Origin of the sequence: Ferrimonas futtsuensis DSM 18154 (assembly GCF_000422645.1) — a bacterium.
GTDB lineage: Bacteria > Pseudomonadota > Gammaproteobacteria > Enterobacterales > Shewanellaceae > Ferrimonas > Ferrimonas futtsuensis.
On the sequence record NZ_KE383896.1, the window covers coordinates 98,513 to 121,930 of the forward strand.

Genomic DNA, 23,418 nt, shown 5'->3' on the forward strand with positions numbered 1-23,418 from the left:
GGCGACCGACGTCGCCGTTTCTTTAGAAAGTACGTCCAATATTGAAGGAGAACACTTCACTGTCATCCCCTTCGTACTCTTTGATCGGCTTCGCCAGACTGAACACCATGGGGCCCATGGGGGACAGCCACTGCACTGACAAACCCGCCGAAGCGCGGATTCGGCTAGGATCGGAGTAGTCCTGAATCTTTTCAAACTCGGACTGAGGCAGCGATCGGTAGCTCTCATAATCGAACTCAGTATCCCATACGTTACCGGCATCGACAAAGAAGCTGGTACGGACAGAGTTCTTATAGGACTCGTCCAGGAAAGGCGTCGGAATGATCAGCTCGGCACTCAGGGTCGCGATGGCGTTACCACCGATGGAACGCCCGCTGTTCACCGCTACGGTATCAGGATCCCCGGGCAAACTACAGCCGCCAAAGTTTCCGCCTGGCAGTGGGATACAGGGCGTACCGTCACCGGTCAGGTAGAAGGCGCGCGGGCCCACGGAGTTGGTCTTGAAGCCCCGCAGCACGGTGGAACCACCGGCATAGAAGTTCTCCCAGAACGGCAGGATGTTGTCCTGATCCTGGTACTGGCCGTAGCCGTTACCATAACCCAGCTTACCCCGGGTCAGGAACACCCAGTCGTGAGTGCGGTTCAGCGGGAAGTAGAAGCTGGTGTCGAAGCTGACCTTGAAGTACTGAACGTCGGAGCCCGGAATGGTCATCTTACCAAACAGCTTCTGGTTGTTACCGGAAGTGGGGAAGGTGCCACGGTTCAGGGTGCTGCGGGTCCAGTTGGCGTTCAATTCATAGTTATCGAACGCCAGGGTGCTGCTGGAATCGGTGGGATCACCATAGATCTGGTAGAACTTCAGCACCTGCTGGTAAGGGGACACCTCAGACAGCTCGTTGTGACGGTAGAACAGGCCCAGCCCCAGGCGGTTGTACTCATTCACAGGCCAGGAGAGGTCGGCACCGATACCATAGGAGTTGTTCTTATAGGACTCCAGGTAGTACTCGTCGGCGTCAAACTCGGACCAGTAGACGTTGATGCCGGCGCTCACCCCATCCTTGGTGAAGTAGGGATCGCGGTAGGTGGCATTCACACTCTTCTGATAGGAGTTGTTGTTCAGGTTGATGGCAACGTTGTTACCTGTGCCCAGGAAGTTGCTCTGAGACACACCCAACTGCAGGCTCAGCTTACTCTCGGTGCCGTAACCCACACCGAAGTTGAAGGACCCGGATGGCTGCTCCTTCACCTTGTAGCTGACATCCACCAGGTCTTCGCTGCCGGGAACCGGGGTGGTTTCCACCTCGACGGTCTCAAAGAAGCCCAGACGGTTCAAACGCTCCTTGGACAGCTCCACGGAACGGCTGTTGAGCCAGGCGCCCTCAAGCTGACGCATCTCACGGCGAAGCACCTCATCCTTGGTCACCGTGTTGCCGGAGAAGCCCACGGAGCGTACGTAGATGCGTTTGCCGGGGTCGACATTGATGTTGAGGGAAACCTCTTTGGTTTCCTCGTCCACCTCAGGGTAGGTGGTCACCTTGGGATAGGCGTAGCCATAGCGCCCCAGGAACTTACCAATCAGCTCCTCGGTAAAGGTCACCTCTCCGCCATTGTACATTTCGCCGGATTCGATGGGCACCAGCGCCTTCATCAGCGCCTCCTTGCCCAACAGCTCACCGGTGAGGTTAATCTCCTTGACGGTGTACTGCTCGCCCTCATCGACGTTCACGGTCACATAGAGGCCGGTCTTGTCCGGTGTCATCGCCACCTGAGTGGAGTCCACCTTGAATTTGAGGTAGCCGCGATCGTTGTAGTAGGAAGTCAGGGTTTCCAGATCCCCCTCCAGGCGCTGCTTCTGATAGCGGCGGTCGCCGAAGAAGTCCCACCAGGCCACGTAGTCGGTCAGCTCAAACAGGCCAATCAGCTCCTCGTCAGGGAACACGCTGTTGCCCACGATGTTGATCTGGTGAATGTCGGCGGCATCGCCCTCGGTAAACTTCAGCTTCAGCTCCACCCGGTTTCGAGGCAGGGTGATCACCTGCGCCTTCACCTTGGCGTTGTATTTACCGACGCTATAGTAGAAATCCTGCAGACTGCCCTCAATCTCGGTGAGGATGGTGCGGTCCAGGGGTTCGCCGGTTTTGATGCCGGACCCGTCCAGACTCTCCTGCAGCTGCTCATCCTTGATATCTTTGTTGCCGTCGAACACGATGTCGGCAATGGTCGGCCGTTCGCGAACCAACACCACCAGGGTGTTGCCATCGCGAGCAACGGCGATGTCTTCAAAGTTATCGGAAGCGTAGAGGGAGCGAATCGCCCGCTGCAGGGCCAGGGTGTCCACCTGATCCCCCACCTTCACAGGCAGATTCAGCAACGCAGCGCCAAGAGCAACCCGCTGTAACCCCTCAACCTTAATATCGTCAACCACAAAGGCGTCAAAGCCTGCAGCCTGCCCCTGTGCCGAAATGGCCGCACCGATGAAGACCATCGATGCCATAATTTTATTCAGTCTCATAGACGAAGATTCTTATTATTTCCTTGGGCTTACAGTCGTGCTACGTCATTGACGATAGCGATAATCATCAACATCAGAACCAATGCGGATCCGATGCGATACCCCACATCCTGAATCCGTTCAGGAACCGGCTTACCGGTTACCAGCTCCACGGCGAAGTAGAGCAGGTGGCCCCCATCCAGTACCGGCAGAGGCAGTAAATTGATGATCCCCAGGTTGACGCTGATCAGCGCCAGGAACCCCAGGAAGTAGACCAGACCGAATCCTGCGGTGCTGCCTGCCCCCTGAGCAATGGAGATGGGACCACTTAGGTTACTCACCGCAAGGTCCCCAGTAAACAATTTACCTATTGTTTTTAACGTCAGCTCAACCAGCTGCCAGGTGCGATCCAGCGAGGGACCCACGGCAGACAGCAATCCGTAGCTGAGATCCACCTGATACTCCTTGGGCCAGGGTTCCATGGTTGGGGAGATCCCCACCTTGCCCACCAGCCTGCCCTCCTCCGAGGTCACCTCATCGGGCACCACAGTCAGGGTCATGCTGTTGAAATCACGCTGTATGGTGAAGCTCATCGCTTTGCCCGGGTGGGCCTCCACCTCGGCAACCAGCAGCTCCCAGTCGTGGTAGGGCTCACCGTTGACCGCCATCAGCTTGTCCCCGACCCGGATGCCGGCCTCATAGGCGGCCCCCTCTTCGGTTACCAGGCCCAGGACGTTGCTGACCTGAGGTCGCCAGGGCATCACCCCCAGGCTGACGAACAGAGGCTCTTTATCCGGCTGCACCTTCCAGTCAGAGATGTTCAGGTTGACGGTTCTGGGCCGGCCATCCTCCTCCAGGGTCAGAGTCATCTGCTCGTTGCCAATGTACTCCACCATGGCCAGGTTGACCGCCTCCCAATCCACCGTCTCCCGCTGACCGACCCGGGTAATGATCGATTTGGGGGAGATGGCCGCCTCGGCGGCGATGGTGCTGGGTGCCACCTCTCCCACCACGGGACGCACTGTGGGCACGCCCATCAGGAACATCACATAGAAGGCGAAGATGGCAAAGGCAAAGTTGGCCAAAGGTCCGGCGGCAACAATGGCGATCCGCTGCCAAACCGTTTTGGCGTCGAAGGCCTGCGCCTTGAGATGATCGGGAACCTCCTCGACGCGGCTGTCCAGCATCTTGACGTAACCACCCAGAGGGATGGCAGACAGGCTGTACTCAGTGCCGTCCTTACCGATTCGACGAAGCAGCACCTTGCCGAAGCCGATGGAGAATCGCTCCACCTTGACTCCGCAACGGCGAGCCACCCAAAAGTGGCCATATTCGTGAACGGCAATCAGGATTCCCAGGGCAACCAGAAAGGCGCCGAGACTCCAAAAAAACTGAAACATTAAGCTCCTCTGGCGATCCAGCTGTCGGCCAACACTCTGGCCTCCCTGTCCAACTCACCGAGGGCGGACAAGGTCATCAAGGGGCTCAGGTCCGCCCGTTCCAGACAGTGGGCGTTGACCCGGGCAATGTCGGTAAACCTGATCTGTCCTTTCAGAAACGCCGCCACCGCCTGTTCGTTGGCAGCATTGAGTACCGTGGTTGCCTCCTGGCCACTGTTGCAGGCGTCCATCGCCAGCTTCAGGCAGGGGTAACGCTGGAAATCCGGCGCTTCGAAGGTTAATTGTCCGACCTTGAAGAAATCCAAAGGTTCCACGCCGCTGTGGATTCGAGTCGGATGGGAAAGACTGTGGGCAATGGGTGTACGCATGTCAGGCTGACCCATCTGGGCCAGCACCGAGCCATCCTGGTACTGCACCATGGAGTGGATGACACTCTGAGGATGGATCACCACCTGAACCTGTTCTGGGGTGGCGTTAAACAACCAGCGTGCTTCGATGTACTCCAGCCCCTTGTTCATCATGGAGGCGGAGTCGACGGAGATCTTCTGCCCCATGCTCCAGTTGGGGTGGGCGCAGGCCTCGGCCGGAGTAATGAGATCAAAGCTGTCCAGGGCTCGGGTGCGGAAAGGGCCGCCAGAGCCGGTCAGCAGCAGGTGGGAGATGCCGTTGCCGGCCAGGTCACAGTGACCCAGGGTGTCCTGAACCTGTGTGGGCAGGCTCTGGAAGATGGCGTTGTGCTCGCTGTCCACCGGCAACAGGGTGGCGCCATGTTCGCGCACCGCGTCCATAAACAGCCGCCCGGACACCACCAGGGCCTCCTTGTTGGCCAGCAGAATCCGCTTGCCCTTGCGCACCGCTGCCAGGGTGGAATTGAGACCCGCGGCACCGACGATGGCGGCCATCACCACATCCACACTATCCAGTTCGGCCACCTCGGCCAGGGCCTGCTCACCGGCCAGCACCTGGGTATCCACCTTGCCGCTCAGCGCCTTCTCCAGGGCCTGGGCCGCATCGGCGTCCACCATCACCGCGTAGGCTGGGCGAAACTCCTCGCACAGGGCCACCATCGCCTGCCAGTTGCCATTGGCGGTCAATACCTCGACCCCATACTGCTCTGGATGACGGCGCACTACGTCCAGGGTGCTGCTACCAATGGAGCCTGTGGCCCCAAACAGCGCGAGTCTTTGCATGGTCAAATCCACCAGTAAAGGTACAGCAGGGCAAACACCGGCATCGCGGCGGTGATGCTGTCAATTCGATCAAGGATACCACCATGACCGGGCAACAGGCGACCACTGTCCTTGATGTTGGCACTGCGCTTGAACATGCTTTCAGACAGGTCCCCCAGAGCGGAGGAGAGTGCGGTCAGCAATACTGCCGCCAGCACTGGAATAAAACCGTTATTGGGCAAATAGTTCCAGGCAGCTGCCGCCAGCAGGGCACACACCAGCAGACCACCGGCCAGACCTTCGATGGTTTTCCCCGGGCTCACGTGGCGGGCCAGTTTGTGCTTGCCGAAGGCGCGACCGAAGAAGTAGGCGCCGGTGTCCGCGCCCCAGACAATCAGCAGCACTGCCAGCACCAGGTAGGCACCATAGTGAGGATCCTGCATCTGAGGGGCGCTGTGCAGCACCAGCATGGCCACAAAGGCCGGCAACAGCGTCAGCTGACCAAACACCGCCTTGAGCACCATGGAGTGGTGCCAGACGCGAACCGAGCGCACATAGGTCACCACCAGCCCCAGGGCGATCAGCCACCAGAGGCCGCCCACCTGGAGCAGTCCCTCGGCCAGGGGGTGCAGCTTGTCGCCCAGCCAGAGCAGATCACTGGGCACCATGAAGTAGAAGGCACCCATGAGCACGGCCATGGAGAGGGTAAAACTGGCTTGAATCAGGCGATCACCTGGTTGAATGAAACTGCCCCACTCTTTGGAGGCCAACAGGATCACCAGGGCGATGGCCAGGGCGAAGCCGTCCGCAGACAACAGGAAGATGGCGGCCAGTGCTGCCGGCAGCAGCAGCACGGCGGTTAAAACTCGTTGCTTAAGCAAAAAAAACCTCTTTGGGTTGAATTCTTGTTATGGGGCCGAGACCTGGGCGCTGGTCTGGCCGAAGCGACGCTGTCGTCCGCAATACTCGTCGAGGCAACTCTCCAGCGCCCGCTCGTCAAAGTCGGGCCACAACACCGGGCTGAACACCAGCTCGGCGTACGCCGCCTGCCACAGGATAAAGTTGCTGATTCTGTGCTCGCCGCCGGTACGCACCAGCAGATCCACCTCGGGCAGATCCGCCATGGTCAGGTAACGGCTGATGGTGTCTTCACAGATCTGCTCCATATCCAGGTGGCCCTGCTTCACCTCTTCGGCCACACGGCGGGCCGCCTGCATCATGTCCCAACGGCCACCGTAGTTGGCGGCCACATTGAGCACCAGGCCCTGGCAGTCGGCGGTCATCGCCTCCGCCTTGCGGATACGTTGCTGCAAGTCATCGCTGAAGGCAGAGACATCCCCCACCACCTTCAAGCGAACATCGTTGCTCTTGAGCAACTTTACCTCACGGGACAACACCGTCATAAACAGCCGCATCAATAATGCGACCTCACGCTCCGGACGCCGCCAGTTTTCACTGGAAAACGCGAACAAGGTCAACGCCTTGATTCCGTGTTTGCGACAAACGCGAACCGCTTCGCGAACCGCCTTAACCCCGGCACGGTGACCGGCAAACCTGGGGCGCCCCTTGGACTCGGCCCAACGGCCATTGCCATCCATGATGACGGCAATGTGTCTCGGCAGAGACTCGGCAGATGCCGCTGGTGAGGAATCACGACTACTGAGCATGAAGGTGTTAATCCCGGCAAATAAAAACAGAAACGCCGCGTAGTATATCCAAACGCGGCGTCGATTCGCTAGCAAACGGGGACGTTTGCTTAGATCTCCATCAGCTCGGCTTCTTTCTCAGCCAGAACCACGTCGACCGCTTTCACGAACTTGTCGGTCAGCTTCTGGATGTCATCCTCAGCGCGACGGGCATCGTCCTCACTGATCTCCTTCTCTTTTTCCAGCTCCTTAATGTGGGAGTTGGCGTCACGACGGATGTTACGGATGGCCACTTTGCCGTTTTCAGCTTCGGCACGAACCACTTTAACCAGATCCTTACGGCGCTCTTCAGTCAGAGGAGGCAGCGGGATGCGGATGGTGGTCCCGGCGGAATTGGGGTTCAGACCCAGGTCAGACGCCATGATCGCCTTTTCAACCGCCTGAATCATGCTGCGGTCAAACACGGTCACAGCCAGGGTACGGCTGTCTTCGGTGGAGATGTTGGCCACCTGCTTCAGGGGAGTATCGGCGCCGTAGTAGGAGACTACGATGGTGTCCAGCAGGCTGGGGTGAGCCCGGCCGGTACGTACCTTGGCCATCTGAGTGCGGCAGGCTTCCACACTTTTATCCATGCGCGCTTCGGCGTCTTGCTTAATGTCGTTAATCACGGTGAACTTCCTTACGGTGTCAACTCGATTCGTAAAAATTAGTTGGTGATCAGGGTGCCGTTGGCTTCGCCCATCACTGCCCGGCGCAGGGCGCCCGGCTCGTTCATGTTAAAGACCAGCAGAGGCAGGTTATGGTCCCTGGCCAGAGTAAAAGCAGACAAGTCCATGACTTTCAGCTCTTTCTCCAGAACCTCTTTGTAGGTGATTTTATCATACTTCACGGCGTCCGGATTGGTAACCGGGTCATCTGAGTAAACTCCGTCCACCTTGGTGCCCTTTAACACCACATCCGCTTCGATCTCGATGCCGCGCAGACAGCAGGCAGAATCCGTGGTGAAGAAGGGGTTACCGGTGCCGGCAGAGAAGATCACCACCCGGCCCTGTTTCAGCAGGCTGATCGCTTCGGCCCAGCTGTAGTTGTCACAAACGCCGTTGAGGGGGATGGCCGACATCAGTCGGGCATTCACATAGGCACGGTGCAGTGCGTCACGCATCGCCAGGCCGTTCATCACGGTGGCCAGCATGCCCATGTGATCACCCACCACCCGGTTCATGCCGGCTTTCGCCAGACCTTCACCGCGGAATAGGTTGCCACCGCCAATCACCAAACCTACCTGCACACCCAGCTCAACCAGCTCCTTGATCTCCTGCGCCATACGGTCAAGAACCTTGGCGTCGATGCCGAAGCCCTCGTCGCCCTGGAGTGCTTCACCACTGAGTTTTAACAAGATGCGTCGAAATGCGGGTTTTGGATTGGTGCTCATCTTTTTCTCTATCCTGAATAATAAAAGACCGCGACAGGAGGCCGCGGTCTGCATCAACTAAGCGTTGGCCTTAGGCCTTCTTGGCAGCTTCGATTTGAGCCGCTACTTCAGCAGCGAAATCTTCTTCAGCTTTCTCGATACCTTCACCCACTTCCAGACGTACGAAGTTGGTTACATCGGCACCCTTGTCAGCCAGCAGCTTGCCACAGGAGATGGAAGGATCCTTAACGAAAGGCTGACCGGTCAGAGAGATCTCACCGGTGAACTTCTTCATGCGGCCTTCAACCATCTTCTCGGCGATCTCCTGAGGCTTGCCGGAGTTAACGGCAATCTCAACCTGGATAGCGCGCTCTTTGGCAACCACTTCGGCATCCACATCTTCAGGCTTCACGAACTGAGGGTTAGAAGCTGCAACGTGCATGGCGATGTCTTTGGCCAGTTCGGCGTCGCCGCCGTTCAGGGCAGCTACAACACCGATCTTGCCGCCGTGGATGTAAGCACCCAGGTTGGCGCCTTCAACCAGAACTACGCGGCGAACGTTCATGTTCTCACCGATCTTGGCAACCAGGTTGGCACGAGTTTCTTCAACGGTGATGCCGTCCAGCTCAGCAGCGTTCAGGGCTTCAACGGAGTCGATCTTACCAGCCAGGGCTACGTCAGCAACCTTGTTGGCGAACGCCAGGAAGCTCTCGTCGCGGGCAACGAAGTCGGTTTCACAGTTTACTTCAACCATTGCGGCCAGACCGTCGTTGCTCTTAACGATGATCACACCTTCAGCAGCGATACGACCAGCTTTCTTGGCAGCTTTGGCCTGACCGGACTTACGCATGTTCTCAATGGCCAGCTCGATGTCACCGTTGGTCTCAACCAGGGCTTTTTTGCAGTCCATCATGCCAGCGCCGGTGCGCTCGCGCAGCTCTTTTACCAGGGCAGCGGTAATTGCCATGTCCAATTCCTCTATGACTTGCGTCTTTTGAATACTTAAAAAAACAGGGGCCACGATGGGCCCCTGTTAACCAATAACCTTTTGGTTAATAAGGGGCGAGTAAACTCACGCCTTATTATGCTTATTCAGCTTCTACGAAACCGTCTTGCTCAGCCTGAACAGCCAGGTCCTGGTTGCGACCTTCGGTTACAGCTTCAGCAACAGCGCCGGTGTACAGCTGGATAGCACGGATTGCATCGTCGTTACCGGGGATAACGTAATCGATGCCGTCTGGGTTGGAGTTGGTATCAACTACGGCAACTACTGGGATACCCAGGTTGTTGGCTTCCTTGATGGCAATGTGCTCGTGCTCGGCGTCGATCACGAAGATAGCATCAGGCAGGCCGCCCATGTTTTTGATACCGCCCAGAGACTTCTCCAGCTTAACCATTTCACGAGTACGCATCAGCGCCTCTTTCTTGGTCAGCTTCTCGAAGGTGCCGTCTTGGCTCTGAGCTTCCAGGTCCTTCAGACGCTTGATGGACTGACGAACGGTCTTCCAGTTGGTCAGCATGCCGCCCAACCAACGGTGGTCAACGTAGAACTGGTCACATTTCAGAGCAGATTCTTTGATGCTCTGACCAGCAGCGCGCTTGGTACCAACAAACAGGATTTTACCCTTCTTGGATGCAACGTTGCCCAGGAAAGCCAGAGCGTCGTTCATCATAGGAACGGTGGATTCCAGGTTGATGATGTGAACACGGTTACGTGCGCCGAAGATGAAAGGCTTCATCTTAGGGTTCCAGTAACGGGTTTGGTGACCGAAGTGCACACCGGCCTTCAGCATGTCGCGCATAGATACAGTTGCCATGAGATTCCTCAATAATATATGGGGTTAAGCCTCCACGTATCCCATGACCCGACCCCTGAGGGCACCCCGGACCATGTGCCGATACGTGTGTGGTTTAATAACAATTTAACGATATAATGGCGCCATTGTTCGCTTGGGAACCCAAACCTGATGGTCAGGGGTCCGTTCAAGACTCAACAGAACCGGCGCGCTTTATACCATACTGGGGCGTAAAGCTCAACCTGGCCCGGTTTCCCAGAGCCCGAAATTCGATAGAAAGAGTAGACTAATGAGCATCGTTATCAAAACCCCAGAGCAGATCGAAAAGATGCGCGTGGCCGGCCGCCTGGCTGCCGAGGTGCTGGAGATGATCGCACCCCACGTGAAGAAAGGGGTAACCACGGAAGAGTTGAATACGCTCTGTCATAACTACATTGTTGATGTACAACAGGCGATTCCAGCCCCGCTGGATTACCACGGCTTCCCCAAGTCCACCTGCATCTCCATCAATGAAGTGGTGTGTCACGGCATCCCCTCTCACAAGAAGCTGAAAGAGGGTGACCTCGTCAACATCGATATTACGGTGATCAAGGATGGCTTCCACGGTGACACCTCAAGGATGTTCATTGTCGGCCAGACCCCGCCTCGCAACAAGAAACTGGTGCAGGTGGCCCAGGACTCCCTCTACGCCGCCATCCGCCAGATTCGCCCCGGACTGTGCATGAGCGAGATCGGTGCCATCATTCAGCCCATCGCCGAACGCGAAGGTTTCTCCGTGGTGCGGGACTACTGCGGTCACGGCATCGGTGAGAAGTTTCACGAGGAGCCGCAGATCCTCCACTACCGCAACCGCGCCAAGCTGACTCTGCAGGCGGGCATGTGTTTCACCATCGAGCCCATGGTCAATGCCGGCGACTACCGCTGTAAGCTGAACAAGAAAGATGGCTGGACTGTCACCACCAAGGACGGCCAGCCCTCTGCCCAGTGGGAGCACACCCTGCTGGTGACCGAAGATGGCGTCGAAGTGCTGACTTTGCGGAGCGATGAAACCCTGGAAAGGGTGATCTCCCACTCCTGACCTCTCACCGACCCGCCGCCGGTGCGGCGGGTCCCCCACAAGGACCCTCGCCGGCATGAATGCCCTGACACTGACCCCGCCCCTGCTGAAACACCAGCTCGAACAACACCGCCAGCACCAACAACAGAAGTTCGCCGAAGGCGAGGCCATCGGCATCCTCCTGGCGGAGCGCGCCGCGTTCATCGATGGGTTGCTGGTGCAGCTCTGGCAAGAGCTGGAGCTGGGCGGCTGTCCGGTAGCCCTGGTGGCCGTGGGCGGCTATGGCCGGGGGGAGTTGCACCCCCAGTCAGACATCGACCTGCTGGTGCTCACCAGCGAGTGCTGCACCTCCACCATGGAAGAGGCGATCGGCACCCTGCTCACCACTTTGTGGGACGCCAAGCTGGACGTGGGCCACTCGGTGCGTACCGTGGAGGAGACCTTCCACCAGGCCCAGGGGGACATCACCATCGCCACCAACCTGCTGGAATCCCGGCTGCTCTGCGGCGACAGTCAGCTTTTTCAGCAACTGCATGCCAGGCTGGAGGATGAGCTCTTCTGGCCAGTAGACCAGTTCTATCTGGCCAAGCGGGAGGAGCAGCGAGGTCGCCACAACCGCTTCTCCGCCTTCGATCTGGAACCCAACATCAAATCCTGTCCCGGCGGCTTGCGGGACATTCAGACCATCACCTGGGTGGCGATTCGCCACTTCAGCGCCGGCTGCCTCGCCGAACTGGTGTCCCATGGTTTCCTGGCCAGGGAGGAGCTGGAGGAGCTGAACACCTGCCGGGATTTCCTGTGGCGCCTGCGGTTCGCCCTGCACCTGGCTGCTGGCCGGGCCGAAGACAAGCTGCTGTTTGATCACCAGCCCAAGGTGGCCGAGCTGCTGGGGTACACTCAGGGCACCCAGTTGCCGGTGGAGCAGATGATGAAACGCTACTACCGCACCATTCGGGCGGTGAGGGAGCTGAATCAGATGCTGCTGCAGCTGTTCAAGCGGGAGGTCCTGCCCCAGCTGGCGTTCAGCCAGCCCCTGCAGCCCCTGGACGAGGATTTCAGCCTGATGGGCCACTACATCACCGTCCGCCACGAAGGGGTATTCGAAGAACCACACAAGATCCTGACCCTGTTCCACCATGCCGCCATCCAGGAGGAGGTGGAAACGGTGGCGGCCCCCACCCTGAGGTTGCTGCGAAATGCCCGCCGTCGGCTGAAGCTGCCCCTGAGTGACCTGCCCCAGTGCCGGGAGCAGTTTGTGGCAATTTTACGCCACCCGAGGGGGATCAAGGCGATCTCACTGATGCACCGTCATGGCATCCTCTCCAGCTACATCCGAGCCTGGCAACAGATCGTTGGTCAGATGCAGTTTGACCTGTTTCATGCCTACACCGTGGATGAACACACCCATCGATTGCTTCTGTTTATCGAACGATTCTCCGATCCGGCCCATAAGGAGATCTTCCCCCTGGGTTCTCTGCTGATCGACCAGTTGCCCAAGAAGGGGCTGCTGGTGCTGGCCGCCATCTTCCATGATATCGCCAAGGGACGGGGCGGAGACCACAGTGAGCTGGGTTCCGACGACGCCCTGAAATTCTGCCAGCTGCACAACCTCAACGACCACGACGGTCGACTGGTGGCCTGGTTGGTACGCAACCACCTGCTGATGTCGGTGACCGCTCAGCGCCGTGACATCAACGACCCGGAGGTAGTGCGGGAGTTTGCCGAAAACGTCAGTGACCTGACCCGGCTGAGCTACCTCTACTGCCTGACCGTTGCCGACATCTGTGCCACCAACGACAACCTGTGGAACAGCTGGAAAGGCTCCCTGCTCAGTCAGTTGTACCACAGCACCCGCGCCATGCTGCTGGGGGGGCTGGAGAAGCCGGTAGACACCCGGGGCAAGATCCGGGAAAGCCAGAACAAGGTATTGCACCAACTGGGGAAAATGGGACTGGAAGAGGCGGACGTCAGCCCATTGTGGCAGCGTTTCAGCGCCGACTATTTCCTGCGGTTTACTCCGGCCCAGGTGTTCCATCACACTCAGGCACTGCTCGCCCGCCAGGATGACCAGCCCCTGGTGGAGATGGTGGAGCACGAAGCCAGCGGCGGCACCGAACTCTTCGTCTACTGCCGGGACAGGGCAGGGCTGTTTGCCACCCTGATGGCGGTGTTCGACGGCAAGAACATTACGGTGCACGACGCTCAGATCTTCACCTCCAGGGATGGCTTCGCCCTGGACAGTTTCATCATCCTCGAGCAGGACGGCAGCGCCATCAGCCACCCATCACGAATCAACAGTCTGCGCAATGCCATCGTCCGCGCCCTGCTGGCCCCCATGCCGGCAAAAGTACGACAACGACCATTGCCAAGGCGGATGCGACAGTTTAAGGTTCGTACAGAGGTGAACTTCCTTCCGGCCAAGCGCAAGCAGGGTTCGATGGTGGAGATCATCTCCTTGGATTCTCCCGGCCTGCTGGCCCGAATCGGTCAGGTTGTGGATCAGTGTGGCCTCATTGTGCACTCCGCTAAGATCACCACCGTGGGTGAAAAAGCTGAAGACCTCTTCATGCTGGCTAACCCGGACGGTGCCGGCCTGACCCCGGAACAGCAAGGTCACTTCCGGGAATCCCTAACCCAAGCATTAACCACCGAATAGCAGAGGATTAATTCGATGACCGAACTGCAACAACGCATTGAAGCCGCTTTTGAACGGCGCGCCGACATCACCCCAGCCAATGCCGACGCCGCCCTGGTTCAGGACGTGAAACACGCACTGGATCTGCTGGATAAAGGCCAGGCCCGCGTTGCAGAGAAACAGAACGGTCAGTGGGTGGTGAATGAGTGGCTGAAGAAAGCGGTCCTGCTCTCCTTCCGCCTGTTCGACAATCAGGTGATGGAGGGCGGTGAGACCCGCTACTTCGACAAGGTCCCCATGAAATTTGCCGACTACGACGATGCCCGCTTCCGTCAGGAGAGCATCCGGGTGGTCCCACCCGCCACCGTGCGTCAGGGCGCCTTTGTCGGTCGTAACACCGTACTGATGCCCTCCTACGTCAACATCGGCGCCTACGTCGATGAGGGCACCATGGTGGACACCTGGGCCACCGTAGGTTCCTGCGCTCAGATTGGTAAAAACGTGCACCTCTCCGGCGGTGTGGGCATCGGCGGCGTACTGGAACCCCTGCAGGCCAGCCCCACCATCATCGAGGACAACTGCTTCATCGGTGCCCGTTCCGAAGTGGTGGAAGGCGTCATCGTGGAAGAGGGATCGGTGATCTCCATGGGCGTATACCTGGGCCAGAGCACCCGCATCTACGACCGTGAAACCGGTGAAGTCCACTACGGCCGTGTGCCTGCCGGCTCTGTCGTGGTCTCCGGCACCCTGCCCTCCTCCGACGGCTCCTGCAACCTGTACGCAGCCATCATCGTGAAGAAGGTGGACGCCAAGACCCGTTCCAAGGTTGGCATCAACGAGTTGCTGCGCAGCGCCGAGTAAGCCAAATCTCTCCAGAATCGACGCCACCGGGGCCCAATCGGCCCCATCCCTGGCCAAAAGCCCGCTCAAGCGGGCTTTTTTTGTTTCAGTACAGACACACTTTCCCCAGGGTTTTCTTATCCAAATGAACCACCTCCCTCTCCCCTGGCTTCCAGCCCCGGCTCGGGACACACCCTTTTACCCTTTGTAACCACCTGTACATACCTGAGCCACCATGCTTAGTGGGACACAATCACCCTGAAGCATCTTTGGGATATACCAAGGAGAAAGGAATGAAAGCACTGACTCTTACCGCCGCCGCCTTGGGCATGGCCCTCGCACTGCCAGCACAGGCTGCCATGACTTCCGCCATGGAGCAGTCGCTGATCGCCACCTGCAAAGCCTCACTCTCCAACAGCCGCCTCACCTTCCACAACACCATGAAAGTGTACCGGGTTAACCCCTACCGGGTTCTGGACAAACTGGTGTGCAATGGCGATGACGTGGCCACCTTTGCCGAAGTGAATGGGGCAGACAAAGTGGCGAACCTGATCAGAGACCGCTACTACGAAGGTCAGGTAACCATCCAGGATATTGCGTTCAACGGCCAACGACTGGAGGTTTGGTTCGATTAGATTGTCTGAGCGATAGGGTAAAAGAGCCGCCTCAGGGCGGCTTTTGCGTGGCGGCTAAGCGCGCAACAGCAGCTCCTGCATCTCGCCGCGAAGCTTCTCTGCCTGAGGGCCAAACACCACCTGGACACCGTCTCCAATCACCACCACCCCCTTGGCGCCCAACTGCTTGAGCTGAGGCTCCTTGACCCGGGCGGGCTGATGCACACTAACCCTGAGCCGGGTCAGGCAGGCATCCAGATCGCGGATGTTGTCGCCGCCTCCCAGGGCACTGAGTACCTCCTCGGCACTGATCTCCTCTTTGGCCTCGTGGGGGGTCCGCCCCGGTGTGGGCAGGTTGAAGCGAGTGATCACAAAGCGGAACAGGAAGTAATAGGCCACCCCGTAGAGGATGCCCAGCACCCAGAACCAGATGTCATTGCGGGAGAGGTGATAGAACAGGCTGAAATCCAGCAGCCCCTGGGAAAACACCAGTCCATGGTGAAAGTCCACGGCGATGGCCAGCACATAGGCCAGGCCGGTCAGCAGCGCATGCACCAGATACAGCAGAGGCGCCACAAACAGGAACACAAACTCCACAGGCTCGGTGACGCCGGTAATGGCGCAGGTCAGCCCGGCGGAGAACATCACACCGGCGGTCCGGGTTCGCTGTTCGGCATCGGCGCAGCGCCAAATCGCCAGGGCTGCCGCCGGCAACCCCCACACCTTCACCAGATAGCCCCCCGCCAGGTGGCCCGCATTGGGATCTCCGGCCAGGAAACGGCCTACCTCGCCCTGAATCAGATAGCCGGCCGGGGTGGAGAAACTGCCCACCTCGTAATAGAAGGGAAGGTTCCAGATATGGTGCAGTCCCAGGGGAATCAACAGTCGCTCCACCAGGCCATAGACCCCCCAGGCCAGCATCGGCTGCTGATACACCACCCAGTGTGAGACCTTGTCCAGCAACAGGGTCATCCAGGGCCAGAGGCTCGCCATCAGCAGGCCCAGCAGGATCGCCGCCGGAACGTTGGCCAGGGGCACCAGCCGACGACCGGCAAAGAACCCCAGAAACTCAGGCAGCTCGACCCGATAGCATCGCCTGTAGACCATAGAGGTGACCGCCCCGCTGAGGACGCCCCCCAGGGCACCGGTATTGAGCGTCGACATCCCCAGTACCGTGCTGGTCTCCCAGCCATACACCTGGGCCAGCACCGACATGGTGGCCAGCATCACCCCATAGCCGATGACCGCCGATACAGAGGCGGAGCCGTCCTGATGACAGAAGGAGAGGGCGATGGCCATGGCAAACAGCAGGGGCAACAGGCTGAAGATCACCGAGCCGGTTTGCAGCAGCAGGCTCTGCACCACTTCGGGGAAGATGCCCAGGGGGCTGGTTCCCAACCCCAATAGGAGACCCGCTGCCGGCAGCACCGCCACCGGCACCATCAGGGCCTTACCAACCCTTTGCAGACTGCGGAACCAGCTTTTGGTCATAACCCCTCGACTACGCCTCGACCAGCGCCTCGCAGAGTTGCCTCTGCCAGGACTCCACCCAGGGCAGAGCCAGCTGCTCGGGTTCCATGGTCTCACAGGCATCGATCTGCAGACGCTCACCGATGCGCACCGCGGTCAGCTCGGCGAGCAACTCATCAAACTGGCGGCCTGCGCCGCAGAAGGTGTCACCATAACTGGAGTCACCCAGGGCAACCACGCCGTAGCGCAACTTGGGCACCAGGGGAAACTGATCTCTAAGAGAAAGGAACAGGGGAAGCAGGTTGTCGGGCAGATCGCCGCTGCCGGTGGTGGAGGTCACCACCAGCCAGGCGTCACTGCCCTCCGCCAGCAGTTGATCCGCTGACTGGGCATCACTGATGGCAGCCTGATGGCCTTGTAGCTGCAGAGCCTGACACACCTGCTCCGCGGTGAACTCGGCGCCACCATACACCGACCCCACTAACACACTGATCCTGGCCATCGAACGACATCCTGTTAATGACTTGATAAATTCCCAATTCCACCTTACTGTAAGGACCGAAAAGGCGCAACAACCGCGCCAACGGAGGCAGGATGCAGTTCCGTCAGAGAGTACGCCGTATTCATCACAGGATTCACATCAAGCGGCAACGTATCCGCCGCCTGACCTATTTCACCCAAACCCATCAGGAAAGTTTGGGCTCCCTGCCTCAGTCCGCCCCCAGTGGCTCCAAAAGACGATAAGCCTGCTGCTCTGTTGACCAGCCAAACGCCTCGAACAGACGCAGCCACTCCTCCTCCAGCCGGGTTTCCAGCTCGATGCGCTCTCCGGTCACCGGATGATCGAAGCACAAAGCCTTGGCCAACAGCCACAGACGCTGCACCCCGAAGTGATCCCGGTAGAACTTGTTATGGCGTCCGTCGCCATGGCTGGTGTCGCCGATAATCGGATGACGCAGGTGCGCCATGTGGCGGCGCAGCTGATGCTTGCGTCCGGTCAGTGGCTTCATCGCCACCAGGGTGTAACGGCAACTGTCGTAACGCCCCACCGGATAGGGCAGCTCTGCCTGATGCAGGGGACGGTAACAGGTGATCGCTTCCTGTGGCTCCTTCTCCTGGTCCGCCTGGGCATCGGCGATCTTATCCAGCTCCTCCTTGAGCGGGTAATCCAGCTCACCGGCCTCACTCAGGTAACCGCGGACCAGCGCCAGATACTCCTTGTGAATACCCCGCTCGGCAAACTGAGGCTGCATGATTCGGGCGACCTCGGCGGATTTACCGAACAGCAGGATCCCCGACGTGGGCCTGTCCAGCCGGTGCAACGGGTACACATGACAGCCCACCTGATCCCGGACCATCTGCATGGCAAACTCGGTCTCCCGCTTGGCCAGCCAGCTGCGATGAACCAACAGGCCACTGGGCTTATGCACCGCCACCAGATGCTCATCTTCAAACAGGGTCTCAAGCATCGTCAGCCTCACTCATGAGGGAGTCGAGCTTGGACAACAGGGCAATCACCTCGCCATGGCCAGCCAGGCTCTCTTGGGCCATGGGCGCCACCGCCACCTTGGTGGGCAGGGCAGCACCGGCGTCCAGCAGGGCGAACAGCCTGGGCAGATAGATAAACTGAAGCCACTGCTCAAATCTCAGGGTGTCCACGGCAAAGGGCTGAGTACTGGCCAGCGCCTGGGCCGGCACCGGCTCAGACTGCCACAACTCATCTTGAATCAATTGCGCCTGCAACCGCTCAAGTTCGCGGCGTACCGCCATCTTCAGGGTCATCTCTCACTCCCGGGGATCAAATGGTGCGGAATCATACCATCCCAATCTGCTTGCCCCTATAATAGCGCGCTCAATTGCTTTACAGCCGTGCCAGAAACCAGAGAACGCTCATGGAAAACATCACCACCTTGCATCAGTTCCTCCAGGCCGCAGGCGTCCAGTATCAGGTGTTTGACCTGGGGCGCCGGGTGGTTCCCCTGGATCCCATCGAGTTTGCCCAGGTGGAGGCCACCACAAGCCCCTACCCTTACCCGCGCAGCGGTCATGCCTGGCTCGGGGTGCTGTTCTGGAACCCCACCCTGTCTCAGGATCACTACATCTGGTTCATCAAGTTGCCTTTGGATGAACAAGGACTGTTGAATCCCGCCGCCCGCAGCCAGTTTCTGCAGACTGTGGTGGATGCCCTGGGCCGGGATCCCACCGCCCCCATGACTCAGGAGCAACAAGAGCAGCTCAAGAGCAACCCCTTTATCTTCCAGCCCAGTCAGGACAAGCTGGCGGTATTCCATGCCCGCATCAACACCCAACTGGCCCGCCCCGCCTCCATCTATTACGAGCACTGCCAAAGCTACCTGAAAGGGCAGCTGGGCTGGGACAACTGGCAGCAGCTGGGCCTGCAGGGACTGGCGGACAACCTGGCCCGAGTCAGCCAGGCACAGCGGGATGAGGAGTTGCCTGTGGCCATCGGCCAGATGCCTCCCGAGCCCCTGGCCGCCTTTGCCTCTGTGGCAGAACATTTCCCCTGCTCGCCTAAGATGGCCGAGGCCTGGCTGACCCTGATGGGAGAGGGCGACCATGACGCCATCAACCAGATGGCCCTACGCGGGTTGGCTGGTCACAACGAGTCCCTGGTCAAGGCGATCGAGTTGGCCCTGCCCCAGGCCAGTGCCGACACCCTGGTGGTGATTGCCGCCCGCTGCTGGAGCGCTCTAACCCACGAGCCGCTGCTCAAGGCCTACCTGACCCGGCTGGCAAAACTGGATAAAACCCTGTTCGTAGGTCTTTACTCTGATCTGGTTTCCATGCCAACGTTACGACAACAGGTGTTGAGCGTCCTGAGGGACCCGGAACGGGATCCGGCGCTGGCACAAGCCATTGGCCATCTCATGCAAAGTGTTAAGGCGTAAGAAATGTTGAATCTCACCGATCTTATTCTGGGACTGGTGGTGTGCGGAATCGCCGCCATCTTCTGGCAATTGAGGCAGATCTCCGAGATCGCCGAGTTTCATGCCAAACGGGTATGTCAAAAGCGTCGCCTGCAGTGGGTCAGTACCGCCAGAGTGCGCGCCCGCCTCGGCTTCATTGCCGGACAGGGGTTGGGGTGGAACACCCGCTACCAGTGTGAGTTCTCCACGGACGGCATGAATCGGCTGCACGCCATTGTGGTGATGAGCGGCAAGAAGCTCAAGGATGTGGAGATGCCCTTCTATCCTGAGCCTGAATGGCAAGAGGTGCCCCTAAGCAAGGGGCGCATCGGTGGCTGTGGCGGTGGCAGTGCCCCCGCCTCCAACTGCTCCAGCGGCAGCTGTTCCAGCGGCTGCAAATGACCATAAAAAAGCCTGACGTCCGTCAGGCTTTTTTTTGTGGCCTCCCCTGGTCAACCTCGGGGGAAGGTGGGTCGCCATCGGGGTGCGTCATTTTTGAGCGCCACAAATAGAACGGGGCGCACAGAGTGCGCCCCTAGATATTACACGCTAAGCAATCCCGCTATAATTCGTGCTCCCTGCATCATCCTTGCGTACCACTCGCTTCCTGCGATCTTCCCTGTGCTGATCCTTCAGCATCCCTGTACATTGCTGTACTGTTCTCCTTAACACGATAACATCCTGTTATCGAACGCTTCTCCGTCCTGGAGGTGTCCTGTACCTTCCTTGGGATTCTGCAATCCTGGCAGAGTGGCTCCCCGTTCAAGTCTCACCATCCTAGTGATGTCTGTCCGGTTTGCCCAAACCGTCTGTTCAATGGCGACTCCCTGTCACGCATCTCCGAGCCGATTTAGAAGCCCGTTCCCTTGGCACACTTCAAAGTCTACTCAGATCACAGAAACAAACAAGATAGGGGACCAAATCAATGGATGGTCAATTATCGCTCACCCCAAGGGTTAAAAATGGCCTTTAACCATTGGAATCAGTGATTTGCATTTTGATAACGAGATTGAACCTGCCAAAAGACCCACCATTTTCCTACAGGCTTGTAAGAGATCTCGCACAAAATACATCAGACCGATTGAGCCACTCCATCCCGATCGGCGGCATCGAAGTACATTAATTGACCGGTCACGTCGCCCAGGGTCACCTTTTCCATGGACTTGAATCCCTTTCGGGCAAACAACTGCTCATGCTGCGGTTGGGACACAAACACCGCCAGCCCCTGGGCATCACTCTCAGACAACAGCTGCAGCAGTGACGCCAGAACCTGACCACCGATCCCCTGATTCTGCTGCTGGGGATGGACGGCAATCAGTTGCAACAGCCAGTAATTATCACCCGGCAACATCCCTTTGAGCTCATCTTCCCGCTCCATCCAATGCCGGGTCGGGCTCCAGCCGGTGCCCAACGCCATCTTCAGCCGCCAGTACCAGTAGCGACTTTCCCCTTGCGGGTACTCCTTATCGACGATACAGGCGACCGCCACCAGGACATCCTCCTGGTAGAAGCCCACCAGCTTCTGTTTATGCTGCCAAAGCTCGGCCAGCTCCTCACGCAACGCAGCCCGGAGCTTCTGACCATAGCCTTGTCGACCGAAGGCCTGCTGAAAAAACAGGTCATCGTGGTAGGCGTTGTAGAGTAACGAAGCCGCAACCCTCAGCTCTTCAGCCGTCAGGTAGCTGGCCTTGATCTCAGCGCTCTGCCCTTGGCCCATACTCTCTCTCCTGCGTTCAACTCTCTCTACACACACCTTGATAACACAAGATCTTTTTCCAGTGTACCCCGACCATTGGTTTAAGCCCCCACCAAGGCTCAGCTTTGAGACTACACTCAAGGTGTTTCTTCATTGGAAAGGATGCAGTTATGGACACCACCAAAGCCAATCTGAACAACCTGTTCGACCAGCTGGGCATGGCCAGTGATCCGGTTTCCGTCTCTCACTTTATTCAGGGCTATCACCTCGACGCCGATACCCCCATCGAAGCCGCCGGTTTCTGGACCCAGGCTCAGGCTGATTTTCTCAAAGAGGGGCGCAGCAGTGATGGGGAGTGGAGTGAAGTGATCGATCAGCTGGACACCCTGCTGCACAAGAACTAGATGAAAAAAACGCCGGCTATGCCGGCGTTTCCTCTTGACTGTGCTCTGCCACCCTAGATGGAGGTACTGTAGGCCTTGTTGCCCCAGCCGACGACCTTGCCCCCTTCAAACACCACCGGAGTGCACTCATCTTTGGAGGTCTTACCATCCCCCTTGGTACGGTGAGTTCGGTAGAACAACACCTGAACCTCTTTGCTCTCTTCACGATAGAACTCATTGAACTCGGCAGTGCCCATCAGCGCCACCACCTGATCCACACTCATACCCGGGCTCAGCTGGGACAACCTCTCCCGGTTGCGCTTCTCCACCTCCTCCCAGGAGCTGTGGCTGTCTCCATCCCAGGCGTCACCCTCCCAGCCGTCGCCACCCACGGCAATAACACATCCGGACAGGCTCAGGGTCAGGGCAATGGCGGCAGGCAGCATCAGTTGGTTCTTCATTCTTAATTCTCCTTGTCAAATTCGATAACGATTAAGGAGTAGCAAGAGGTTTGCCAAAATTTAAAAACACTAAATTTCAATAAATTACATATATTCCTTGTCTCGTTTTTAGGAATTGCGCCACACTGTTGGTAAATCTCACTACTTTTTATCAACATGAACCAAGACATTCTTCTGGCTTTGGCCAAGCTGCACCGACAGGGGCAGGAGGTCACCCTGGCCAAGCTGAAGGCGGCCGCCATCGGCCGCCATCCCATGCCGGCACTGATCCAGGCCATCAAGGCCTATCAGGCAGATTCCGAAGGGATACTGGCCCAACTCCCCGAGTCGCCACAACCAACGCCCCCCGAGGAGGACCGACTCAGCCAGCTGGAGCGCCAGGTACAGGAGCTGACCGCCCGCCTGGCCGCTGTTGAGGCCAAGCTTAGCCGAACCTCATAGGGTTGATATCTCCTTGCTCCCATTGGCCCGGCCGTTATAATTGCCCGCCTGACGATATTGGAGCCCCCTATGTACCTGGTCGAACTTCGCTTTGAGTGCTTTGCCGACACCACCCTCTCTCAGGTGGAGTACGCCATCAATCAACTGGTGGAAGCGTGGCGGGCCAATGGTCAGATTCTGGGGAAAGAGTTCCCTGTGATGCAGCACGATGCCGAATTCAGGCTGCGAGCCCTCTGCCCTGAAGAGGAGAGCCTGCACCCCAGGTTTCATTCCGCCTGGGCTCAGAGGCGCATCGACCTGCTGGCAGACGCCAAGCTGACCCGCCCCCGCCTCAAGGTGTTGGGGCGGGACATCAACAGCGAGGCCAGCTCTCCGGTACTGCCCACCAACTGGCAGCTGCTCTACGCCACCTATGTGCACACCTGCTCACCGCTGCGAGACGGCGAAACCATGATGCCCGTGCCCCTGTACCGGTTGCCTGCCACCTTTAACGGTGACCACAAGGCGCTGATCAAATGGCAGAGTGAATGGCAGGCCTGTGATGAACTGCAGATGGCCGGCAGTGGCGCGGTGGAGTTTGCCGCCCTGGACGAGATCACCAACATCAACAGCGCCCTGTTTCGCCGGGGCTGGGATCTGCGCGGTCGCATCGAGTACCTGACCAAGGTCCCCACCTATTACTACCTGTACCGGGTTGGCGGAGGGTCTCTGGATGAGGAGAAAGCCCGGCCCTGCCCCCGCTGCGGCAACCCCGACTGGTATCTGGGTGAGACCATCCACGATCTGTTCCACTTCGTCTGCCACGACTGCCGCCTGGTCTCAAACCTCTCCTGGGATCTGATCTAAGCTCCTCCGTCAGCATCAACCGCCGCGCCCTACGACTAAAGTCTATGGGAAAGACCGGCTATCCCCGGCATACTCAAACATCGGCTCTTCACTGAGCCGCCATCCCCAGAGCGTTCGGCACCGCCGAAGCCCAGG

General features: G+C 58.5%; 24 protein-coding genes. 9 read left to right on the top strand and 15 right to left on the bottom strand.

All coding sequences use genetic code 11. The features are described 5' to 3' along the window. Window positions 1-22: 22 nt before the first annotated feature. The 9 genes from bamA to rpsB all read right to left on the bottom strand — a co-directional run bounded on the left by bamA (window position 23) and on the right by rpsB (window position 9,934). Entirely contained in the window at window positions 23-2,512 is a 2,490-nt protein-coding gene (bamA, locus tag G505_RS0118130) for an outer membrane protein assembly factor BamA (RefSeq protein WP_028110818.1), read from the bottom strand. Between the two features lie 29 nt (window positions 2,513-2,541). After that, on the bottom strand, window positions 2,542-3,891 hold the full coding sequence (gene rseP, locus G505_RS0118135; protein WP_028110819.1) for a sigma E protease regulator RseP: 1,350 nt from the start codon (window positions 3,889-3,891) through the stop codon (window positions 2,542-2,544). Next, complete coding sequence (gene ispC, locus G505_RS0118140) at window positions 3,891-5,081, bottom strand: 1-deoxy-D-xylulose-5-phosphate reductoisomerase (RefSeq protein WP_028110820.1); 1,191 nt, start codon at window positions 5,079-5,081, stop codon at window positions 3,891-3,893. Before ispC ends, rseP begins: the two co-directional genes overlap by 1 nt. A 2-nt stretch (window positions 5,082-5,083) precedes the next feature. Then, window positions 5,084-5,941: a phosphatidate cytidylyltransferase gene (locus G505_RS0118145; protein WP_028110821.1), complete on the bottom strand. Its 858-nt coding sequence runs from the start codon at window positions 5,939-5,941 to the stop codon at window positions 5,084-5,086. Window positions 5,942-5,968: 27 nt separating this feature from the next. Then, window positions 5,969-6,727, bottom strand: coding sequence for a polyprenyl diphosphate synthase (gene uppS, locus G505_RS0118150; protein WP_028110822.1), 759 nt, complete (start codon window positions 6,725-6,727; stop codon window positions 5,969-5,971). Between the two features lie 89 nt (window positions 6,728-6,816). Further along, entirely contained in the window at window positions 6,817-7,374 is a 558-nt protein-coding gene (gene frr, locus G505_RS0118155; protein WP_028110823.1) for a ribosome recycling factor, read from the bottom strand. Window positions 7,375-7,412: 38 nt separating this feature from the next. Beyond that, a complete protein-coding gene (gene pyrH / locus G505_RS0118160) occupies window positions 7,413-8,138 on the bottom strand; it encodes a UMP kinase (RefSeq protein ID WP_028110824.1) in 726 nt (241 codons plus the stop codon). 70 nt (window positions 8,139-8,208) lie between these two features. Further along, window positions 8,209-9,084 (bottom strand): translation elongation factor Ts, encoded by an 876-nt coding sequence (tsf, locus tag G505_RS0118165; protein ID WP_028110825.1) that lies wholly within the window; start codon window positions 9,082-9,084, stop codon window positions 8,209-8,211. Between the two features lie 121 nt (window positions 9,085-9,205). Next, a complete protein-coding gene (gene rpsB, locus G505_RS0118170; RefSeq protein ID WP_028110826.1) occupies window positions 9,206-9,934 on the bottom strand; it encodes a 30S ribosomal protein S2 in 729 nt (242 codons plus the stop codon). Window positions 9,935-10,202: 268 nt separating this feature from the next. Between rpsB and map the strand changes: the two genes are divergently transcribed. The 4 genes from map (at window position 10,203) to G505_RS0118190 (ending at window position 15,080) form a co-directional block, all read left to right on the top strand. After that, on the top strand, window positions 10,203-10,991 hold the full coding sequence (gene map, locus G505_RS0118175) for a type I methionyl aminopeptidase (protein ID WP_028110827.1): 789 nt from the start codon (window positions 10,203-10,205) through the stop codon (window positions 10,989-10,991). Window positions 10,992-11,046: 55 nt separating this feature from the next. After that, the gene (gene glnD, locus G505_RS0118180; RefSeq protein ID WP_028110828.1) at window positions 11,047-13,626 is read left to right on the top strand and encodes a [protein-PII] uridylyltransferase; all 2,580 of its coding nucleotides are present in this window, start codon (window positions 11,047-11,049) and stop codon (window positions 13,624-13,626) included. A 15-nt stretch (window positions 13,627-13,641) separates the two neighbouring features. Then, window positions 13,642-14,466: a 2,3,4,5-tetrahydropyridine-2,6-dicarboxylate N-succinyltransferase gene (gene dapD, locus G505_RS0118185; RefSeq protein WP_028110829.1), complete on the top strand. Its 825-nt coding sequence runs from the start codon at window positions 13,642-13,644 to the stop codon at window positions 14,464-14,466. Window positions 14,467-14,738: 272 nt separating this feature from the next. After that, on the top strand, window positions 14,739-15,080 hold the full coding sequence (locus tag G505_RS0118190) for a DUF3718 domain-containing protein (protein ID WP_028110830.1): 342 nt from the start codon (window positions 14,739-14,741) through the stop codon (window positions 15,078-15,080). Between the two features lie 54 nt (window positions 15,081-15,134). Here G505_RS0118190 and G505_RS21960 read toward each other — a convergent pair whose 3' ends face one another. The 4 genes from G505_RS21960 to G505_RS0118210 all read right to left on the bottom strand — a co-directional run bounded on the left by G505_RS21960 (window position 15,135) and on the right by G505_RS0118210 (window position 18,311). After that, the gene (locus G505_RS21960) at window positions 15,135-16,550 is read right to left on the bottom strand and encodes a PTS transporter subunit EIIC (RefSeq protein WP_035385543.1); all 1,416 of its coding nucleotides are present in this window, start codon (window positions 16,548-16,550) and stop codon (window positions 15,135-15,137) included. A gap of 10 nt (window positions 16,551-16,560) precedes the next feature. Further along, complete coding sequence (locus G505_RS0118200; RefSeq protein WP_028110831.1) at window positions 16,561-17,031, bottom strand: flavodoxin; 471 nt, start codon at window positions 17,029-17,031, stop codon at window positions 16,561-16,563. A gap of 208 nt (window positions 17,032-17,239) precedes the next feature. Next, window positions 17,240-17,998: a tRNA pseudouridine(65) synthase TruC gene (gene truC / locus G505_RS21965; protein ID WP_035385544.1), complete on the bottom strand. Its 759-nt coding sequence runs from the start codon at window positions 17,996-17,998 to the stop codon at window positions 17,240-17,242. Beyond that, the gene (locus tag G505_RS0118210) at window positions 17,991-18,311 is read right to left on the bottom strand and encodes a YqcC family protein (RefSeq protein ID WP_028110832.1); all 321 of its coding nucleotides are present in this window, start codon (window positions 18,309-18,311) and stop codon (window positions 17,991-17,993) included. Before G505_RS0118210 ends, truC begins: the two co-directional genes overlap by 8 nt. A 110-nt stretch (window positions 18,312-18,421) precedes the next feature. Here G505_RS0118210 and G505_RS0118215 point away from each other — a divergent pair, with 110 nt between their 5' ends. After that, entirely contained in the window at window positions 18,422-19,438 is a 1,017-nt protein-coding gene (locus tag G505_RS0118215; protein WP_028110833.1) for a DUF3549 family protein, read from the top strand. A 3-nt stretch (window positions 19,439-19,441) separates the two neighbouring features. Then, complete coding sequence (locus G505_RS0118220; protein ID WP_028110834.1) at window positions 19,442-19,858, top strand: DUF3301 domain-containing protein; 417 nt, start codon at window positions 19,442-19,444, stop codon at window positions 19,856-19,858. Between the two features lie 670 nt (window positions 19,859-20,528). Here G505_RS0118220 and G505_RS0118225 read toward each other — a convergent pair. Further along, window positions 20,529-21,173 carry a GNAT family N-acetyltransferase gene (locus tag G505_RS0118225; protein WP_028110835.1) on the bottom strand — a complete coding sequence of 215 codons (645 nt, stop codon included), beginning with the start codon at window positions 21,171-21,173 and terminating at the stop codon, window positions 20,529-20,531. 149 nt (window positions 21,174-21,322) lie between these two features. On the opposite strand from G505_RS0118225, the gene G505_RS0118230 reads away from it, so the two are divergent. Then, window positions 21,323-21,556: a DUF2789 family protein gene (locus G505_RS0118230; RefSeq protein ID WP_028110836.1), complete on the top strand. Its 234-nt coding sequence runs from the start codon at window positions 21,323-21,325 to the stop codon at window positions 21,554-21,556. Window positions 21,557-21,609: 53 nt separating this feature from the next. On the opposite strand, the gene G505_RS0118235 is transcribed toward G505_RS0118230, so the two are convergent. Further along, complete coding sequence (locus G505_RS0118235; RefSeq protein WP_028110837.1) at window positions 21,610-21,996, bottom strand: DUF3192 domain-containing protein; 387 nt, start codon at window positions 21,994-21,996, stop codon at window positions 21,610-21,612. 156 nt (window positions 21,997-22,152) lie between these two features. Here G505_RS0118235 and G505_RS0118240 point away from each other — a divergent pair, with 156 nt between their 5' ends. Further along, window positions 22,153-22,437 carry a hypothetical protein gene (locus G505_RS0118240; RefSeq protein ID WP_028110838.1) on the top strand — a complete coding sequence of 95 codons (285 nt, stop codon included), beginning with the start codon at window positions 22,153-22,155 and terminating at the stop codon, window positions 22,435-22,437. A gap of 69 nt (window positions 22,438-22,506) precedes the next feature. After that, window positions 22,507-23,283 (top strand): Zn-ribbon-containing protein, encoded by a 777-nt coding sequence (locus tag G505_RS0118245; protein ID WP_028110839.1) that lies wholly within the window; start codon window positions 22,507-22,509, stop codon window positions 23,281-23,283. Window positions 23,284-23,418 lie beyond the last annotated feature (135 nt).

What these genes read in the sequence shown, in the direction of transcription:
- G505_RS0118235 (WP_028110837.1), bottom strand. Translation starts at nt 21,996, where the DNA reads ATGAAGAACCAACTGATGCTGCCTGCCGCCATTGCCCTGACCCTGAGC.
- G505_RS0118215 (WP_028110833.1), top strand. Translation starts at nt 18,422, where the DNA reads ATGGAAAACATCACCACCTTGCATCAGTTCCTCCAGGCCGCAGGCGTC.
- rpsB (WP_028110826.1), bottom strand. Translation starts at nt 9,934, where the DNA reads ATGGCAACTGTATCTATGCGCGACATGCTGAAGGCCGGTGTGCACTTC.
- G505_RS0118225 (WP_028110835.1), bottom strand. Translation starts at nt 21,173, where the DNA reads ATGGGCCAAGGGCAGAGCGCTGAGATCAAGGCCAGCTACCTGACGGCT.
- map (WP_028110827.1), top strand. Translation starts at nt 10,203, where the DNA reads ATGAGCATCGTTATCAAAACCCCAGAGCAGATCGAAAAGATGCGCGTG.
- truC (WP_035385544.1), bottom strand. Translation starts at nt 17,998, where the DNA reads ATGCTTGAGACCCTGTTTGAAGATGAGCATCTGGTGGCGGTGCATAAG.
- G505_RS21960 (WP_035385543.1), bottom strand. Translation starts at nt 16,550, where the DNA reads ATGACCAAAAGCTGGTTCCGCAGTCTGCAAAGGGTTGGTAAGGCCCTG.
- uppS (WP_028110822.1), bottom strand. Translation starts at nt 6,727, where the DNA reads ATGCTCAGTAGTCGTGATTCCTCACCAGCGGCATCTGCCGAGTCTCTG.
- G505_RS0118220 (WP_028110834.1), top strand. Translation starts at nt 19,442, where the DNA reads ATGTTGAATCTCACCGATCTTATTCTGGGACTGGTGGTGTGCGGAATC.
- G505_RS0118245 (WP_028110839.1), top strand. Translation starts at nt 22,507, where the DNA reads ATGTACCTGGTCGAACTTCGCTTTGAGTGCTTTGCCGACACCACCCTC.
- dapD (WP_028110829.1), top strand. Translation starts at nt 13,642, where the DNA reads ATGACCGAACTGCAACAACGCATTGAAGCCGCTTTTGAACGGCGCGCC.
- tsf (WP_028110825.1), bottom strand. Translation starts at nt 9,084, where the DNA reads ATGGCAATTACCGCTGCCCTGGTAAAAGAGCTGCGCGAGCGCACCGGC.
- G505_RS0118200 (WP_028110831.1), bottom strand. Translation starts at nt 17,031, where the DNA reads ATGGCCAGGATCAGTGTGTTAGTGGGGTCGGTGTATGGTGGCGCCGAG.
- G505_RS0118230 (WP_028110836.1), top strand. Translation starts at nt 21,323, where the DNA reads ATGGACACCACCAAAGCCAATCTGAACAACCTGTTCGACCAGCTGGGC.
- pyrH (WP_028110824.1), bottom strand. Translation starts at nt 8,138, where the DNA reads ATGAGCACCAATCCAAAACCCGCATTTCGACGCATCTTGTTAAAACTC.
- glnD (WP_028110828.1), top strand. Translation starts at nt 11,047, where the DNA reads ATGAATGCCCTGACACTGACCCCGCCCCTGCTGAAACACCAGCTCGAA.
- bamA (WP_028110818.1), bottom strand. Translation starts at nt 2,512, where the DNA reads ATGAGACTGAATAAAATTATGGCATCGATGGTCTTCATCGGTGCGGCC.
- G505_RS0118210 (WP_028110832.1), bottom strand. Translation starts at nt 18,311, where the DNA reads ATGACCCTGAAGATGGCGGTACGCCGCGAACTTGAGCGGTTGCAGGCG.
- ispC (WP_028110820.1), bottom strand. Translation starts at nt 5,081, where the DNA reads ATGCAAAGACTCGCGCTGTTTGGGGCCACAGGCTCCATTGGTAGCAGC.
- G505_RS0118240 (WP_028110838.1), top strand. Translation starts at nt 22,153, where the DNA reads ATGAACCAAGACATTCTTCTGGCTTTGGCCAAGCTGCACCGACAGGGG.
- rseP (WP_028110819.1), bottom strand. Translation starts at nt 3,891, where the DNA reads ATGTTTCAGTTTTTTTGGAGTCTCGGCGCCTTTCTGGTTGCCCTGGGA.
- G505_RS0118190 (WP_028110830.1), top strand. Translation starts at nt 14,739, where the DNA reads ATGAAAGCACTGACTCTTACCGCCGCCGCCTTGGGCATGGCCCTCGCA.